This window comes from Blautia sp. An249 (assembly GCF_002159835.1).
GTDB classification, from domain to species: domain Bacteria; phylum Bacillota; class Clostridia; order Lachnospirales; family Lachnospiraceae; genus Blautia_A; species Blautia_A avistercoris.
Map to the genome: position 1 here is coordinate 270,825 of NZ_NFJL01000001.1, position 16,807 is coordinate 287,631.

Annotated in this window: 17 protein-coding genes; 15 read left to right on the forward strand and 2 right to left on the reverse strand. The window is 46.3% G+C overall.

Annotation, left to right across the window (positions count from 1 at the left end; all coding sequences use genetic code 11):
- From B5F53_RS01345 to B5F53_RS01370, 6 genes are read left to right on the forward strand one after another with little or no spacing between them, the layout of a single operon-like run.
- Entirely contained in the window at positions 1 to 1,707 is a 1,707-nt protein-coding gene (locus B5F53_RS01345) for a M14 family metallopeptidase (RefSeq protein ID WP_087218593.1), read from the forward strand.
- Positions 1,704 to 2,648 carry a nickel ABC transporter permease gene (gene nikB, locus B5F53_RS01350; protein WP_087218596.1) on the forward strand — a complete coding sequence of 315 codons (945 nt, stop codon included), beginning with the start codon at positions 1,704 to 1,706 and terminating at the stop codon, positions 2,646 to 2,648. Before B5F53_RS01345 ends, nikB begins: the two co-directional genes overlap by 4 nt.
- Positions 2,645 to 3,466: a nickel transporter permease gene (gene nikC, locus B5F53_RS01355; protein ID WP_087218599.1), complete on the forward strand. Its 822-nt coding sequence runs from the start codon at positions 2,645 to 2,647 to the stop codon at positions 3,464 to 3,466. Before nikB ends, nikC begins: the two co-directional genes overlap by 4 nt.
- A 28-nt stretch (positions 3,467 to 3,494) precedes the next feature.
- The gene (locus tag B5F53_RS01360) at positions 3,495 to 5,054 is read left to right on the forward strand and encodes an ABC transporter substrate-binding protein (RefSeq protein ID WP_087218601.1); all 1,560 of its coding nucleotides are present in this window, start codon (positions 3,495 to 3,497) and stop codon (positions 5,052 to 5,054) included.
- 31 nt (positions 5,055 to 5,085) lie between these two features.
- Positions 5,086 to 5,871, forward strand: a complete 786-nt coding sequence (locus B5F53_RS01365; protein ID WP_087218604.1) for an ABC transporter ATP-binding protein — start codon at positions 5,086 to 5,088, stop codon at positions 5,869 to 5,871.
- The gene (locus tag B5F53_RS01370; RefSeq protein WP_087218607.1) at positions 5,872 to 6,630 is read left to right on the forward strand and encodes an ABC transporter ATP-binding protein; all 759 of its coding nucleotides are present in this window, start codon (positions 5,872 to 5,874) and stop codon (positions 6,628 to 6,630) included.
- 19 nt (positions 6,631 to 6,649) lie between these two features.
- On the opposite strand, the gene B5F53_RS01375 is transcribed toward B5F53_RS01370, so the two are convergent.
- Both B5F53_RS01375 and B5F53_RS01380 read right to left on the reverse strand, forming a co-directional pair.
- Positions 6,650 to 8,728, reverse strand: coding sequence for an FtsX-like permease family protein (locus B5F53_RS01375; RefSeq protein WP_087218610.1), 2,079 nt, complete (start codon positions 8,726 to 8,728; stop codon positions 6,650 to 6,652).
- Positions 8,729 to 8,732: 4 nt separating this feature from the next.
- Positions 8,733 to 9,479: an ABC transporter ATP-binding protein gene (locus B5F53_RS01380; protein ID WP_087218612.1), complete on the reverse strand. Its 747-nt coding sequence runs from the start codon at positions 9,477 to 9,479 to the stop codon at positions 8,733 to 8,735.
- Between the two features lie 208 nt (positions 9,480 to 9,687).
- Here B5F53_RS01380 and B5F53_RS19790 point away from each other — a divergent pair, with 208 nt between their 5' ends.
- The 9 genes from B5F53_RS19790 to accB all read left to right on the forward strand — a co-directional run bounded on the left by B5F53_RS19790 (position 9,688) and on the right by accB (position 16,797).
- Complete coding sequence (locus B5F53_RS19790; protein ID WP_162610508.1) at positions 9,688 to 9,861, forward strand: hypothetical protein; 174 nt, start codon at positions 9,688 to 9,690, stop codon at positions 9,859 to 9,861.
- Positions 9,822 to 10,280, forward strand: coding sequence for a LytR/AlgR family response regulator transcription factor (locus tag B5F53_RS01385; protein ID WP_087218615.1), 459 nt, complete (start codon positions 9,822 to 9,824; stop codon positions 10,278 to 10,280). Before B5F53_RS19790 ends, B5F53_RS01385 begins: the two co-directional genes overlap by 40 nt.
- A gap of 1 nt (position 10,281) precedes the next feature.
- Entirely contained in the window at positions 10,282 to 11,529 is a 1,248-nt protein-coding gene (locus tag B5F53_RS01390) for a sensor histidine kinase (protein ID WP_087218618.1), read from the forward strand.
- A gap of 98 nt (positions 11,530 to 11,627) precedes the next feature.
- Positions 11,628 to 12,953, forward strand: a complete 1,326-nt coding sequence (locus B5F53_RS01395) for an FtsW/RodA/SpoVE family cell cycle protein (RefSeq protein ID WP_087218621.1) — start codon at positions 11,628 to 11,630, stop codon at positions 12,951 to 12,953.
- Between the two features lie 95 nt (positions 12,954 to 13,048).
- Positions 13,049 to 13,282: an acyl carrier protein gene (gene acpP, locus B5F53_RS01400; protein WP_087218624.1), complete on the forward strand. Its 234-nt coding sequence runs from the start codon at positions 13,049 to 13,051 to the stop codon at positions 13,280 to 13,282.
- 114 nt (positions 13,283 to 13,396) lie between these two features.
- On the forward strand, positions 13,397 to 14,320 hold the full coding sequence (fabD, locus tag B5F53_RS01405; RefSeq protein WP_087218627.1) for an ACP S-malonyltransferase: 924 nt from the start codon (positions 13,397 to 13,399) through the stop codon (positions 14,318 to 14,320).
- Entirely contained in the window at positions 14,314 to 15,054 is a 741-nt protein-coding gene (gene fabG / locus B5F53_RS01410) for a 3-oxoacyl-[acyl-carrier-protein] reductase (RefSeq protein WP_087218630.1), read from the forward strand. The genes fabD and fabG overlap by 7 nt, the downstream gene beginning before the upstream one ends.
- A gap of 41 nt (positions 15,055 to 15,095) precedes the next feature.
- A complete protein-coding gene (gene fabF, locus B5F53_RS01415) occupies positions 15,096 to 16,331 on the forward strand; it encodes a beta-ketoacyl-ACP synthase II (protein WP_087218633.1) in 1,236 nt (411 codons plus the stop codon).
- Between the two features lie 16 nt (positions 16,332 to 16,347).
- Complete coding sequence (accB, locus tag B5F53_RS01420; protein ID WP_087218636.1) at positions 16,348 to 16,797, forward strand: acetyl-CoA carboxylase biotin carboxyl carrier protein; 450 nt, start codon at positions 16,348 to 16,350, stop codon at positions 16,795 to 16,797.
- The last annotated feature ends 10 nt before the right edge of the window (positions 16,798 to 16,807 follow it).

A 16,807-nucleotide genomic window follows, 5' to 3' on the forward strand; every position in this document is an offset into this window, starting at 1 on the left:
ATGGAAAAAACAAGAACTTTTCAGATAGGCAATCAGGAAGTACAGCCGGGAGAGAAATGGAGCGGTTTTGTGAGAATCGGGGGAGAATTCGAGCTTCCGGCCACGATTTTACATGGAGAAAAGCCAGGGAAAACCGTTCTGATTACGGCGGGAATCCACGCACAGGAGTATGTAGGGATTCAGGCTTCTATAGAACTGTCTCAGCGGCTGAAAATAGAGAAAATAAAAGGGACCGTTGTGATTATAAAGCTGGTCAACCGGCAGGCTTTCGAGCAGAGAAGCGGAAGTGAAGGCTATGAAGACGGTAAAAATCTGAATCGGGTTTTCCCGGGAAAACCGGAAGGAACCCAAATGGAACGTCTGGCCTATGCGGTGGAAAAGGAACTGCTTTCCCGGGCCGATTATTATATTGATCTTCACAGCGGAGACAGCTATGAGCAATTGACTCCTTATGTTTATTATGCAGGAAAAGCGAAAGAAGAGGTGGTGGAGCAGTCCAGAAAAATGGCAGAGCAGGCGGATGTGCCATATATGGTGGGGTCTCAGGTAGCAGCAGGCGGATGTTATAATTATGCGGCGACTCTGGGGATTCCAAGCATTCTCATTGAGCGGGGAGGAATGGGGGCCTGGAGACCGGAAGAGACCCATTCCACAGGCCGGGATGTAAGAAATATTCTGTGTTTTCTGGGCGTTTATCAGGGAAAGAGAGATTATCGCAACTATTATCCCCTGGAAGTAGAAGATGTCTGCTACCAGTTTGCAGCCCAGACAGGATTGTGGTATCCCCAGAAAGCGCCGGGGGATGTGGTACGCCGGGGAGAAGTCCTGGGAGTCGTGAAAAATTATGCAGGGGAAGTACGGGAAGTATGCTGGGCGGAAAATGACGGCGTCATTCTGTTTCAGACCGGAAGCCTTCAGGTAAAGGAATCCGGCCCCATGATTACCTATGGAAAAATAGCCGGAAATAAAGACGGAAGAAAAGAGAGAATTACCACTTACTGGACCAAAAGAAGCGACAGCTTTAAGGAACAGAGGCAGAGAGAGCTGCACAGTGTTCTGGCAAAACGGTGGGAAGAAGAGATTCTGCAGAGAATTCCCCGGGACAGAAAGTTAAAGATACTGGATGTGGGCTGCGGAGCCGGATTTTTTACCATTCTTCTGGCAAAACAGGGACATGAGACAACCGGTATTGACCTGACTCCGGATATGATTCTCCATGCCAGGGAACTGGCAGAAGAGGAAGGCGTTTCCTGTCAGTTTCAGGTAATGGATGCGGAGAAACCGGAGTACCCGGACGAAAGCTTTGATGTGGTGATTTCCAGAAATCTTACCTGGACCCTGCCTCATGCCCAGGATGCCTATGGAGAATGGTACCGGGTATTGAAAAAGGGAGGAATCCTGCTGAATTTTGACGCGGATTATGGGGCGAGCGACTGTTCTGATACCTCAGCCCTGCCGGAAAATCACGCCCATCATACCATTGGAACAGAGATGATGCAGGAGTGTGAAGAGATCAAACGGCAGCTTCCGATTAACAGTAAAATCCGTCCGGCCTGGGATGTGGAAGTCCTGGGAAAAACAGGAATAAAGAATATGGAATTGGATTTGGGAATCAGCGGGCGGTTATATCAGGAAAAAGATGAGTTTTATAATCCGGATCCCCTGTTTCTCATCTGCGGAAGGAAAGGCGCACAGGAAGATAAATGAAGAAATATATAGGAAAACGGCTGCTTTTACTGATCCCACTTTTACTTGGAATTACTTTTCTTTCGTTTGCTATGATGCGGATTGCAGGAAGTGATGCGATTCTTCAGAAAACAGAAGTCTCCGGGGTGGCGGTTTCAGAAGAAGCAATCGAAGCCCAGAGAGAGGAGCTGGGACTGGATAAACCTTTTCTGGTTCAGTATATAAACTGGCTGGGGAATTTTCTGAGAGGAGATATGGGAAAAAGTTATATTTCAGGGGAAGAAGTCTTAGATACTTTTATCTCTAAACTGCCGGCCACACTGCTTCTTACTGGGTTGTCTGTTCTACTGACCGTTGTGATTTCCCTTCCTTTGGGAATTCTCTCGGCAGTGAAGCAAAATCAGTGGACGGATTATCTGATCCGGGTCTGCAGCTTTGTGGGAAACAGTCTGCCCAATTTTTTCGTAGCGCTGGTGCTTATGTACCTGTTTGCTATTCAGCTCGGAATCTTTCCGGTAATTTCGGAAGGGATGAATCTTGAAAGCGCAGCTCTTCCGGCCATTACGCTGGCCATTGCCATGTCTGCAAAATATCTCAGGCAGATTCGGGCTGCCATTTTAGAGGAATTGAGTAAGGAATATGTAACCGGGGCTAAAGCCAGAGGAATTCCCTTTTCTGTAACGCTCTGGAAGAGTGTTTTCCGTTCCGCGCTGGTAACTATTTTAACCCTGCTGGCTCTTTCCATTGGAAATCTTCTGGGCGGCACAGCAATTATTGAGTCTATTTTTATGTGGGACGGCGTGGGAAAAATGGCGGTAGATGCCATTAATATGCGGGATTATCCGGTGATTCAGGCCTATGTTGTCTGGATGGCGATCATTTATGTAGTGGTCAATCTGATTACGGATCTGATCTATTGCTTTCTGGATCCCAGAATCCGTCTGGGAGGTGAGAAGGAATGAGAAATCGTACCAAAAGAAAACTGATTCTCTTTGGCGCGCTGGTAGCTATTTTACTGCTGGCAGCTATTTTTGCCCAGGTTATTTCTCCCTATGATCCGAATCTGCAAAATTATGAAATTGCCCTGCAGCCTCCCAGTTTTGCCCATCCTTTTGGGACAGACAGGTATGGGAGGGATATGCTTTCCCGGGTTATTGCAGGAGCACAGACCAGTATTTTTTCCACACTTCTTTTAGTGGCTGTGATTTCCGTGTTCGGAACCCTGATCGGGGTTGCCTGCGGCTATCTGGGCGGACTCTTTGACGGTGTGGTAATGCGTATTTCGGATATTTGCCTGGCTTTTCCCGGACTGGTATTTGCTCTGGCTATTGCAGCAGTACTAAACGGAGGAATACAAAATGCGGTTCTGGCCCTGGCGGCCATAAGCTGGCCAAAATATGCCAGACTTGCAAGAAGCCAGACACTCTCCATGAAAAATGCAGACTATATGATGGCGGCCCGGCTGTCCGGAAATACGCCTTTGAAAATGATTGTCAGACACATTTTACCGAATATTACAGGGCCTGTTCTGGTGACGGCGATGTTGGATATTGGTACGATGATGATGGAAATCGCTGCCCTCTCTTTTCTGGGACTGGGAGCGAAGCCGCCTACTGCAGAGTGGGGAAGTATGATGAGCGGAGGCAGAAGTATGCTGCAGACCTATCCCTGGGTAGTGTTGACGCCGGGAGTGGCAATCTTTATTTCGGTAGTCTTGTTTAATCTGCTGGGAGATACCATCCGGGATTATCTGGATCCCCGCAGTACTCATGGAAAATAAGAGAAAAAAACTGGCAGGAGGAAGGAAAATGAGGAAAAAGAAAATAGCTGCGTTTCTGATTTTTACTTTGGCTGCGGCGTTTTTTGCCGGCTGCGGACACAGCGAGTCCTCAGAAGAAAAGAATACATCAGGAAAGAAAACCTTTGTTTATGGCGTTACGAATTTTAATGCGGAAAATGGGGAGACAGATATTAATCCTCACAATGACAGCAGCGGCTGGGCCTGCATCCGTTACGGTGTGGGAGAAACCCTGTTTCGGTTTAATGACGCTATGGAGATTGAGCCCTGGCTGGCAGAAAGCTGCGAGAATACCGACGAACTGACCTGGGAGATTATCCTGCGGGAGAATGTGAATTTTACCAGCGGACGTCATATGGACGGGGAAGCGGTAAAGGAATGTCTGGAGGCTCTTGTAAAGGAACATGAACGGGCCGCCGGAGACTTGAAAATAGAAAAAATTACGGCTCAGGGCCAGACTGTAACCATTCAGACACAAGTACCGGTTCCTGCCCTGCTGAACTATCTGGCAGACCCCTACGGATGTATTTATGATGTGCAAGAAGGGGTTACGAAGGATGGAATCGTCTGCGGGACAGGACCGTATAAAGCTGTTTCTCTTATTACCGATACCAATCTGGAACTGGTAAAAAACGAAGATTACTGGAACGGGGAACCAAAGCTGGATGAGATCACCATCCGGACGATATCAGACGGGGATACGCTGACCATGGCTCTTCAGTCCGGAGAAATTGACGCTGCTTACGGAATGCCCTATGCAAGTTATCCTCTGTTTGAAAGTGAGAAATATACCTTCAGCAGTTGTGCCACCAGCCGTGTATTTTTCGGCGCTATGAATTATGAAAGCGAAATAACTTCCGATCCGGCAGTGCGCAAAGCCATTTGTATGGGAATTGACAAAGAAGGATTTGTGGAAACCCTGCTGGGTGGAAACGGGTATCCGGCACAAGGTGTCTTTCCGGAGAATTTCTCTTTTGGCGGAGATGCCGTTCAGGGAGAGCCTTACGACCCCCAGGGAGCAAAAGAGGTACTGGAAGAAGCCGGCTGGGTAGATGAAGACGGTGACGGCACCCGGGAAAAAGACGGAAAAAAACTGATTCTTCGCTGGCTGACGTATCCAAGCCGTCAGGAACTGCCCTTGCTTGCGGAAGCGGCCCAGTCAACATTAAAGGAAATCGGATTTGAGGTGGAAGTAAATAATACGGCAGATCACAGCAGTATCCGGGCCGATAAAGATGCCTGGGACATTTTTGTAAGCGCCATGGTGACGGCTCCCACCGGAGATCCGGAATACTTTTTTACCTATCGCTGTCTGGACAGTTCCAGCGGAAATGACGGCAGTTACCACAGCGATGAACTGGAAAAACTGGAGCAGGAAATGATGCAGACCTTTGATACTGAAAAACGTTCCCAACTGGCGGTGAAAATGCAGCAGACGATTCTGGATGATCACGGCTATGTGTTCTGTTCCCACCTGCGTATGAGTATTATTTCCAAAGCAAATGTCACAGGTCTTGCGGCACATCCCTGTGATTATTATGAGATTACCGCCGATCTGGATGTGGCGTGACTCCAGATAAGGAGGAAACAGGAGATACACAATGAGCACTGAACTTTTTAAATATGATTCTGTAGAAGTCTGCTACGGAGAAAAAGCAATTGTAGAAGAAATCAGTTTTACTTTAAAACCGGGAGAGATCCTGGGAATTGCAGGAGAGTCCGGAAGCGGGAAAAGTACAATTATCAAGGCGGCCCTGGGAATTCTGGGGCCGTCAGGAAAAGTAACAAAGGGAGACATCCGGTTTCAGGGAAAAAACCTGCCGGATCTGACGGAAAGGGAAATGCAGAAGATCCGGGGTGCAAAAATCGGCATGATTTTTCAGGACGCGGGATCTTCTTTTTGTCCTGTCCGAACCATTGGTGATCAGATTTATGAAACTTTGGCCGCCCATGAAACCATACAGAGAAAAGAAGCAGAGGAAAGGGCGCTGGAACTTCTGGGGAAATTGGGATTTAAGGATGGAAGACGGATTCTGGAGAGTTATTCTTTTGAACTTTCCGGGGGAATGAACCAGCGCATTGGAATTGCCCTTGCCATGCTTTTAAATCCGTCTGTTATTCTGGCCGATGAGCCAACCAGCGCCCTGGATGTTTCCGTACAGAAACAGGCGGTGGAGGAAATGCTGCTGCTAAGAGAACTGTATGGAACAGCGATGGTACTTGTAACCCATAATATCGGGGTGATTTCAGCTATGGCAGATGCTGTTCTGGTGCTGAAGGAGGGAAAGATCGTGGAATACGGAGCGGCGAAACAGGTGCTGAACGCCCCCCGGGAAGCATATACAAAGGAATTGATGGATGCGGTGCCGAAGCTGCGGAGGAGTTAAATGGAACCATTATTAGAAGTTAAAAATCTGACAAAAGTATTTGAAGGGCGCAAACAGGAAGAATTTGCGGCGGTGAATCAGGTAAGTTTTTCCCTGTATCCCCATGAAACCCTGGGAATTGTGGGGGAATCCGGATCCGGAAAGAGTACGGTAGTAAAAGCAATTACCCGTCTCATAGATGTCAGTGAGGGAGAGCTCCTCCTTCATGGACAGGATATTACCCATGTAAAAGGAAAAAAACTCAGAGAGGCATATCGCCGGTTTCAGATGGTTTTCCAGTCTGCAGCGGGTTCTTTTGACCCCAGGCGAACCCTGGGGGACGGAATCGGAGAGAGCCTTCGTAATAGCGGAATATCCAGGAAAGAGACGAAAGAAAGAGTAAAGGAACTGCTGATGCAATGCGGTTTGCCAAAGGAATACGCCGACAGGTATCCCCATGAAGTCAGCGGAGGCCAGTGCCAGAGGGCGGCTATTGCCCGCGCTCTGGCTATACGGCCTGAAATTTTAATCTGCGACGAAGCCACCAGCGCCCTGGACGTAACCGTACAGAAACAGATTATACAGTTATTGAAGAACCTGCAGAAAACCTATGGGATGTCCTATCTGTTTATCTGTCATGATCTGGCCTTAGTTCAGCTTTTCTGTGACCGGGTGCTGGTGATGCAGGAAGGCAGAATTGTAGAAGAAGGCACACCCAATGAGATTATTATGCATCCCCAAACAGACTATACAAAACAATTAGTCGAAGCAGTACTTTAAAAGCTTTTCTTTCTATATATTATATATTCAGCATCCGGTAGACTTTATTTCTTACCCGACGGTAAAAGAAAAACAGAATGACGGCCAGGGTCAGAACCAGCAGGAAACAGACGCCTGCTCCAATCCATTCTGCAGAAGAGATACTGCCGGAATTGGCGTATAAAACCAGGAGAAAGTAGCCCCAGATTCCAATGGCTCCTGTCAGGGTAGGAGATACAAAGACGGAAAAAAGCTGCCTGCTTACTGACTTTCTTAAGTAAGCGCGGGAGGCGCCCAGCCTTTTGAGATCTTCATATACCTGCCTGCAGGACAGCCCCAGTGTGATGGAACGGGTATATAAAATAACCAGGACAGACATCAGGCAGATCAGGAAAATGAAAAGAAAAGTCATTAAAAAGACCGATAAGTTTTTCAGGCTGTCCCTGACATCCATAGGTGAAAAATCGGGATAATATTTCCAGGAATTGGCAAAGCCCATGGAGTCTGCATCCTCATAAGAAATCTTAAGGTAATCTTCATAGGTCATTCCCTCAGATTCATAATAAGCTTTGGCAATCCGATCATAGAAATCACTGATCTCACAGTCTTTGGAACTGTGTGCCAGAATCTGATCGAACAGTTCTCTGGAAAAGAGATAGGCATTCTCTGAGTCTTTATCTCCGTGGAAACACACCACTTCTTCCTGCCACTGAGGCGTCAGTCCCCGGGAAATTTCTTTATAGTCGGAATCATTCAGGACCAGATGAGACAGAAGAATGCTGTACTCAGGGAGCACTTTTGCTGCCTTTACCGGAAGGACTTTCCCGGTGACCGGATTGGTAAGCTGTGTGATGGAAATGGTGGACTCTGAGGACTCCGGGGAATCCAGGAAGCAGAATTCTCCGGGGGCTGGATCCAGGGTTTTCCCGGTGAGTTTTTTATAGTCACTGGCAGATACAATCTGGCATTCACTTAGCTGCTCCACATATTCTTCAGAAATTGCTCCCGAGTCGGAATAAAGATCTCTGTAGCCGTCGCGGGCTACCGTGGCAGAAGAAATCTCCGTATAAGAATGAATGGGAACCTGATGCTTTTCGGCCAGTTTTTCAATGTCTTTTTGTGTAACCATCTCTTCATCGCCCCGGTAGAAGAACGCATATTCAAAGGTTCTCTGACCGATGGAGTATAACCTGGTGCACTGGGTAATAGGAGCATAGAACATAGCGAAAAGTCCCCCGGCAGTCAGCAGGGCGATGATGCACATATTGCGGACAGTCTGGCGTCCCTGGAATTTCATAATGCTTCTGGACACAATGTTTTTGTAAGAATTTTTGCCAGACCAACCACGGATAACCGTATAAAGAAGGAACAGATACAGTCCGACGGGAACGAAGGCATAAACTACATTTGCCCAGACGGGAGGCCAGTACTTCAACACCTGGATAAAAAATGCAGAATGGTAATATCCCAGAAAGCCGCCCAGGAGAATCATTAAAATTCCGCCCCATCCGTACCAGAATTTCACATCTTTTACAGGTTCAGATTTTCTCTGTTCTTTGATCACATCCAGAATATTCGTTCTTCCAATAAAGAAAACTCCTTTTAAAAATACAGCCGTAATAGAAATAACGGCGAAAAAAAGGCCATAGAGAAGACCAGACCAGGAAATAGAAAATACCATTTCCTTCGTATTTATAATGGCAAACCGGAAAAAATTCCAGATTCCCGCAGCCAGAGGAACGCCAAGCAGCAGTCCCCCAAAAGCGGAACAGGCAGTAAGCAGAAGCAAATCCTCAGACAGGAGCCTTTGAAGCTGCTTCTTTTCTGCGCCCAGCGCCATGAAAATGCCAAATTCCCGGGATTTAAAACGCAGGAAAAGACCGGAGGCATAATTGATAAAAATCAGACAGCCCAAAAGGGTCAGCGCAAAAATCATGTACAACATTTTTCTGGAATCCCCTCCTTCGGGCAGTACATTCCGGATGGTGGGGCTTTCCATGACTACTCCATAAGCGGTAATTAAAAGGATGGAAACAAAATAGCAAAGAAACATCAGAAGATACTGACTCCGGTTTTGGCGGCGCATCTTCCGGTAAATATGGCGTAAAGTTACAGACATATCATCACCTTCCTTCCCCGCTCATTTCCTGAATGGAATCCAGGAGCTCTTTTTGAAATTCTTTCCGGTCTTTTCCTGATTTTAAATGTTTATGGACAACGCCGTCCTTCAGCAAAATAACCCGGTCGCAGAAAGAGGCGGCATAACTGTCATGAGTGACCATAAAAATGGTGGCGTTTAAGGAGTGCTGTGCCTGGAGAAAGGATTCGATGACCGTCCGTCCGGACTTGGAATCCAGATTTCCGGTGGGCTCATCAGCCAGCACCAGAAGAGGATGATTGATTAGAGCTCTGGCCACTGCTGTCCGCTGTTTTTCCCCTCCGGAGATCTCGGCCGGATATTTTTCCTGAATATGGGAAATATCAAAGACCTGACAAAGCCTGTCGGCAGAACGCTCCATCTCCTTATCCGTCTGCCCGGACAGAATCCGGGGGAGCATAATGTTTTCTTTGACGGTAAGGCCGTCTAACAGCATGAAATCCTGGAAAACAAATCCCAGTTTCTGATTTCGCAGATGGGACAAGTCCGTTTCGTTAAATTTGGAAATATCCTGTCCGTCCAGAAGAATTTCTCCCTGATCGAAGGGGATGTAACAGGAAATACAGTTTAATAAGGTGGTTTTTCCGGATCCGGAAGGCCCCATGACGGAGACGAATTCTCCCGGTTCAATGGAAAAGGTAATTCCCCGAAGGACAGGATAAGTCTGTCTGCCCACCTGATAGGATTTATATAGATCTTTTACCTGCAGCATAATGAAGACCTCCTTTGTTCTGAATGCTGATATTCAAGTGCTGTACTGATTATAGGTAAGAAGGAGAAAAGAAACAAAAAGAGATGGAAAGAATGGACTGTTTCTATGTAAAGTTTGACACAGTTTCCGAAATTTTTAGAGTTTATCCGGAATTTTATGATAAAATAAAAAAATAACAAAGAATCAAAAAAGCAGAGAGGAGATAGGAATGCTGCGGATTGGGGTGTGTGAAGATGACAGCAAATACAGAGAAAGTCTGGCTTTTTTATTGGAAAAATATCTGCACCACAGAGAAAATGATCTGATTATTGAAGAGTTTTCCACCGGGGATGCTCTTCTGCAATGGCTGGCTATGAAGTGGACGCTCTGGACTATCTGCTGAAGCCGGTCAGAGAGAGGAAACTTCAGGAAGTTCTGGACAGAGCCAGGAAACTTCTCAGCCGAAAGGAAAGGGACAGGTTTACCTTCCGGAATAAAGAGGGAATTTACCGGATTCCAAAAAATCATATCCTTTATTTTTACAGCGACCGGAGAAAAATTTATTTAGTGACTTCCGCAAATGTGTATGGGTTTTATGGGAAGATGGAACAGGTGGAAGAACAGGCGGGAGAGGAGTTTGTAAGGATTCATCAGCGCTATCTGGTCAGAGCCCGGGCGGTGCTGAAAGTAGAGAAAAGCCAGGTTTTTGTGCCGGTTAGCGGGAAAGAAGGGATACAGCCGGAAGCTCTGCCCATGAGCCGTTCTTATCAGAAAGCAGCGCTGCTGTCTTTTATGAAAGCAATTTTAGAGGGGGAGGAATAGCATGGCAGAGCGTCTGATTGCTCTTTTCTTAAATACAGGAACCGGATGGATTGCTTATTGCGCCATATCCCGGTTTCAGCAGTATCCCAGATCCAGGATACTTCGTGTTCTGGTTTTCGGGATGATGTATGCCAGTGTAAATATGATGATTACGGCGGGAGATGCGGCTAATATTTTAGGAGTGCTGTGTCTTTTTTCTGCGGGCACGGCCCTTCTCATAAAGGGAGGATGGATGGCCAAATTGTCCATGGGCGCCGTCTTTTTCTCCCTGGCTATGTCTGTAAGCGGCATTAGTAACGGAATTGTGTTCCTGCTTCTCGATTTTCGTTCCATGGAAATTATGAAGAGAGGTCTTCTGATTAGTTTTCTGATTCGGTTGCTTTTTTGGAGTGTTTTTTATCTGGCTGTAAAGAATAAGCCAAAAGAGACCCGGCCAAAGCTGCCATGGAAAGTCTGGGCGCTGACAGACAGTCTGGTATGTATGCCGGTGGCCACCATTCTGGTCTATTTACTGGGAGAAGATTTTGCAGTTACCACGGGACAGACGGTCCTGATGCTGCTTTTTTCCTGGATTTCCAGTATGGGAGCCCTGTTTTTGGTCTGCGAGCTGGATCAGAATCAGCGGGTCATGGAAGAGAGACAGCTTTGGAAAATGAGAAGTCTGTACTATAAAAACCTGGAGAAAGAGCAGCTTCAGATAAGAAGAATGAAGCATGACATGCAGAATCACCTTTACACCCTCCAGGGACTTCCGGCGGAAAAAAAAGAGGCCTATCTGGACGATTTACTGGGGGCGCTGTCCGTACAGCGGGGCGAACATTTCAGTGACAATCCGGTGGTTCAGACAGTCCTGGCAAAAAAAGCAAGTGAGATGGAGGAGGCAGAGATTGTCAGAAAGACAGATGTGAAAATTCCCGGGAAACTGCCCATAGAAGATCTTCAGTTATGCGCCCTGCTTGCCAACACTCTGGATAATGCCATAGAAGCATGTCAGAAACTGCCGAAAGAGAAACGATGGATTCAGGTGCGGTGTCATTGTGCAAAAGGAATGTTTCTGCTTCTGGTGGAAAATCCTGTGGAGGGAGAAGTTCAGAGGAAAGAAGGAAAACTTGTGACTACAAAACCGGACAGAAGGAATCACGGACTGGGGAATGGAGAAATTTCCGATATTTGTGAAAAATATCATGGAACGGTTTCCTGCGAAACAGAAAAAGGAATTTTCTCCATAAAGATTGTGATTCCGATCTGAATTTCCGGCGAAAAGCAACTTGCCAAGTAAAGGATAAGTCTGTTATAATAAATCTTTGAAAACAGTGAAAAACCTGAACTTTAGGGGAGTCATGTTATATGGGAAATCAAGCGAGTGTACGTCGTCGGGAAGACGTCCGAAGACCCGGAAACGTACATTATCAACATAGTAACAGAAGGAACACAGTTCCTGCCGTCCGGCAGGAGATGCTGCCCGCAGAAACGAAAAACAGAAACCGGACGCACAAAAAGAGCGCTCCGCCCACGGTGCAGAGGGTAAGAGAGAGAAAGGCGGCTGCAAAGAGGGCAGATTATTACGACTACAGCTTATTGGCAGTTATCCTGCTGCTGACCTGTTTCGGACTGGTGATGCTTTACAGTACCACGGCTTACCGGGCAGAGATTGATCATAATAATGATATGTTTTTCTTTGGAAAACAGGCGGCCATCAGCGGCGTCAGTCTGATAGCGGCAATTATTATATCAAAAATTGATTATCATATTTACCAGAAGTTTGCAGGAGTACTTTACGCGGCGGGCGCGGTTCTGATGCTCCTGGTACTTACCCCTCTTGGGGTTGTATCCAACGGCGCCCGAAGATGGCTGAACCTGGGGGTTCAGTTCCAGCCTTCAGAAGTTGCGAAGATTGCAGCGATTGTAACTCTTTCCTATATGATTGTTAAAATGGGAAATCAGGTAAAGACTCTGAAAGCCTGCGCCGTTCTGGGGGCAGCCGGAGGATTTTTAGGAGTGATCGCGTATGTAGCGACCGATAACTTAAGTACGGGTATTATCATTATATTAATTACCTGCGGTATGATTTTTCTGGCTCATCCCGATACGAAGCCGTTTATGATTTTGCTTGTAGTGGGAGCCGTTATGATTGCCTGTCTGGTAGTATTTCTGGTACAGAATGTGGACACCGGAGATGCTTCCTTCCGTATCCGCCGTATCCTGGTATGGCTGCATCCGGAAGAGTATTCTTCAGAAGGCGGTTATCAGACCCTGCAGGCATTGTATGCAATCGGATCCGGAGGCTTCTTCGGAAAAGGACTGGGAAACAGTGTGCAGAAGCTGGGCTCTCTGCCGGAAGCGCAGAACGATATGATTTTTTCTATTGTATGCGAAGAGCTGGGAATATTCGGAGGCGCCATTATTCTGCTTCTGTTTGCATATTTGCTGTACCGTTTGTTTTTTATTGCACAGAATGCGCCGGATTTATTCGGAACCCTTCTGGTCAGCGGAATTTTCATTCATATTGCCCTGCAGGTGGTACTGAATATCGGCGTAGTTATCAATCTGATCCCCAATACGGGTATTACGCTGCCCTTTGTCAGCTACGGAGGAACCTCGATTCTGTTCCTGATGGCAGAGATGGGAATTGCCCTGAGCGTATCCCGGAAAATTAAATTTCAGGATTCCTGATAACTTCTGTAAAAATCCACTTGACAAATGATACGGCAGATTATATACTTTGACTATCAAAATAAATCACCTGTGAATTAAAGGAGAAGAGTAAAATGTTAGAAAAAATGCAGGAAATTATTGCAGAACAATTAAACTGCGATGCAGAATCCATTAAACCTGAAACATCTTTCAAGGATGATCTGGGAGCAGACTCTCTTGATTTATTTGAGCTTGTAATGGCTTTAGAGGATGAATACTCTGTAGAAATTCCTTCTGAAGAATTACAGGATCTGACAACCGTAGGTGCGGTTATGGATTATTTAAAAAATAAAGGCGTGGAAGCTTAATCCATACCTTTTCTCCTTAGGGCCGCTGCCTTAAGGAGAATTTTTTTAGGATAATACTTTGTGAATCAAATTATTTTAAAGACAAAATAATTGGAATAGATGAAGGAGTAAAAGATGAGTAAAATAGCATTTGTTTTCCCCGGTCAGGGAGCCCAGTATGTTGGAATGGGAAAAGATTTTTACGAGCAGATTCCAGTATGCAAAGAGATCATTGATACGGCTTCTCAGGTAACAGGTCTGGATATACCGGCATTATGTTTTGAAGAAAATGAGAATTTAAATATTACAGAATATACACAGATTGCCATGGTCAGTGTGGAAATGGCAATTACAGCAGCCTTAAAGGAAAGAGGCATTACCGCACAGGTACACGGCGGCTTAAGCCTGGGAGAATACGCAGCTCTGGCAGCCTCGGGAGTAATGAGCAGCGAGGATGTATTTAAGGTAGTCAGACAGCGTGGAATTTATATGCAGGAGGCAGTTCCCACCGGAGGCGCCATGGCGGCTGTTCTGGGACTGGATGCATCCGTCATTGAGGAAGTACTGGAGAAAACAGAAGGAATTGTTTCCATTGCCAATTATAACTGCCCCGGACAGATTGTTATTACGGGAGAGAGTAAGGCAGTAGAGGCTGCTTCCGCACAGTTAAAGGAAGCAGGGGCCAGAAGGGTGGTACCTTTAAATGTCAGCGGTCCGTTCCATTCTCAGATGCTGAAACCGGCAGGAGAAAAGCTGCGTAAAGTACTGGATGAGGCAGAAATCCGGGATTTCACCATTCCGTATGTTACGAATGTAACGGCAGAATATGTGACAGAGAAAGAAGAAGTGAAAGACCTTCTGGTGAGCCAGATTTCTTCTTCTGTACGCTGGCAGCAGTGTGTGGAGAAAATGATTGCAGAAGGAGTGGACACCTTTATTGAAATCGGACCGGGAAGAACCTTAAGCGGATTTTTACGTAAGATTAGCCGTCAGGTAACTTCTCTGAATGTGGAAAAAGTAGAAGATTTAAAGAAATTGGAGGAAAAACTCTCATGTTAGAAAATAAAATTGCATTAGTAACCGGAGCAAGCCGGGGAATCGGAAGACAGATTGCCCTGACACTGGCAAAAGAAGGAGCAACGGTTGTTATTAACTATAACGGTTCCAGAGAAAGAGCCCAGGAAGTACTGGATCAGATTCAGGCGGAAGGCGGAAACGGTTCTTTATACCAGTGTAACGTCAGCGATTTTGATGCCTGTGAAACTATGATGAAAGATGTCATTAAGGAATACGGCAGACTGGATATTCTGGTAAACAATGCCGGAATCACCAGAGACAATCTGATTATGCGGATGAAGGAAGAAGACTTCGACGCAGTATTAAACATTAATTTAAAGGGAACCTTTAATACCATCCGTCACGTGGCCCGTCAGATGTTAAAGCAGAAAAGCGGTAAGATTATTAATATTTCTTCTGTTTCCGGAATTCTGGGAAATGCAGGCCAGGCCAATTACGCAGCTTCCAAAGCCGGTGTAATCGGACTGACAAAGACCATGGCAAGAGAGCTTTCCAGCCGTGGAATTACAGTAAACGCCGTTGCTCCGGGATTTGTAGATACGGAGATGACAGAAGTGCTTTCCGATGATGTTAAGAAAGCAGCCTGCGGACAGATAGCCCTGGGCCGTTTCGGAAAACCGGAAGACATCGCCAATGCCGTTGCTTTCCTGGCTTCCGAAAAAGCGGATTATATCACAGGACAGGTACTGAGTGTAGACGGCGGAATGAATATCTGATAAAAATATCGTCTGTGAAATGAGAAAATATGGAGGATTATATGAAGAGAGTTGTAATTACAGGTATGGGAGCAATTACTCCTATCGGCTTAAACGTAGAAGAATTCTGGAACAGTGTGAAGGAAGGAAAGACTGGATTCGATAAGATTACACATTTTGACGCCACCGATTACAAAGCCCATCTGGCGGCAGAAGTAAAAGGCTTTGTGGCAAAGGACTTTATGGACTTTAAGTCTGCAAGAAGAATGGCTTTATTCAGCCAGTTTGCAGTTGCTGCAGCCAAAGAGGCCATTGAACAGTCCGGATTTGATATAGAAAAGGAAGATCCTTTCCGTGTGGGATGCAGTGTGGGAAGCGGAATCGGAAGCCTTCAGGTAGCAGAAGAGGCTCATTCCAAAATTCTGGATAAGGGACCGGGACGTCTCAATCCTCTGGTGGTTCCCATGATGATTTCCAACATGGCGGCAGGAAATGTTTCCATTCAGTTTGGATTAAAAGGAAAAAATATTAATGTGGTAACTGCCTGTGCAACAGGAACCAACAGCATCGGAGAGGCTTACAGAACCATCCAGTTCGGCGAAGCAGACATCATGGTTGCCGGCGGAACAGAAGCAGCCATTACCCCGGTAGGTGTGGGCGGCTTTGCGGCTCTGACTGCCTTATCCACTTCTGAAGATCCCAAGAGATGTTCCATTCCTTTTGATAAGGAAAGAAATGGTTTCGTTATGGGAGAAGGAGCCGGCGTCGTTGTACTGGAAGAGCTGGAACATGCCAAGAAGAGAGGCGCGACCATCTTAGCCGAATTAGTAGGTTACGGAACCACAGGCGACGCTTATCATATTACATCTCCGGCAGAAGACGGAAGCGGAGCTGCCAGAGCGATGGAAAATGCCATGAAAGAAGCACAGGTGAATCCGGAAGACGTTTACTATATTAACGCACATGGAACCAGTACTCATCACAATGACCTGTTTGAAACAAGAGCCATTGAGAAAGTCTTCGGTGAACATGCAAAGGAAATGAAGATCAACTCTACAAAATCCATGATTGGACATCTGCTGGGAGCAGCCGGCGCCGTGGAATTTATTACCTGCGTGAAAACCATCCAGGACGGATTTGTGCACCAGACCGTAGGATACCAGGTTCCGGACGAAGAGTGTACACTTGATTATGTAACAGATGGTCCGGTGGAAATGGATGTAACCTATGCGCTGACGAACTCCCTGGGATTCGGGGGACACAATGCAACGCTGTTAGTGAAAAAATATATGGAGTAAGGAAAGAGGAAGAGTTATGGAATTTGAGAAAATTGTAAAATTAATTCAGACCGTCAGTGACTCCAGCCTGACTCAGTTTCAGATTCAGGACGGCGACTTGAAATTATCCATGAAAAAGGATGTAAAATACGTATGTGCTCCGGAAACGGAAATGGCTGCATCCGTGATCTCACAGGCAGAACCTGCAGCGGCTCCCCAGAAACAGGAGAGTGAGCCAAAAAGTGAAATCAGCGGAAATGTGGTGAAATCTCCTTTGGTGGGAACCTTCTATGAGGCTTCTTCCCCGGATGCGGATCCATTTGTAAAAGTGGGAGATACCGTCAGAGTGGGACAGGTGCTCGGCATCGTAGAAGCTATGAAGCTGATGAATGAGATTGAATCAGAGTTTGAAGGAACTGTGAAAGAAATTCTTGTGAAAAATGAACAGATGGTAGAATACGGACAGCCTCTGTTTGTGATTGAGTAAAGGAAAGGGT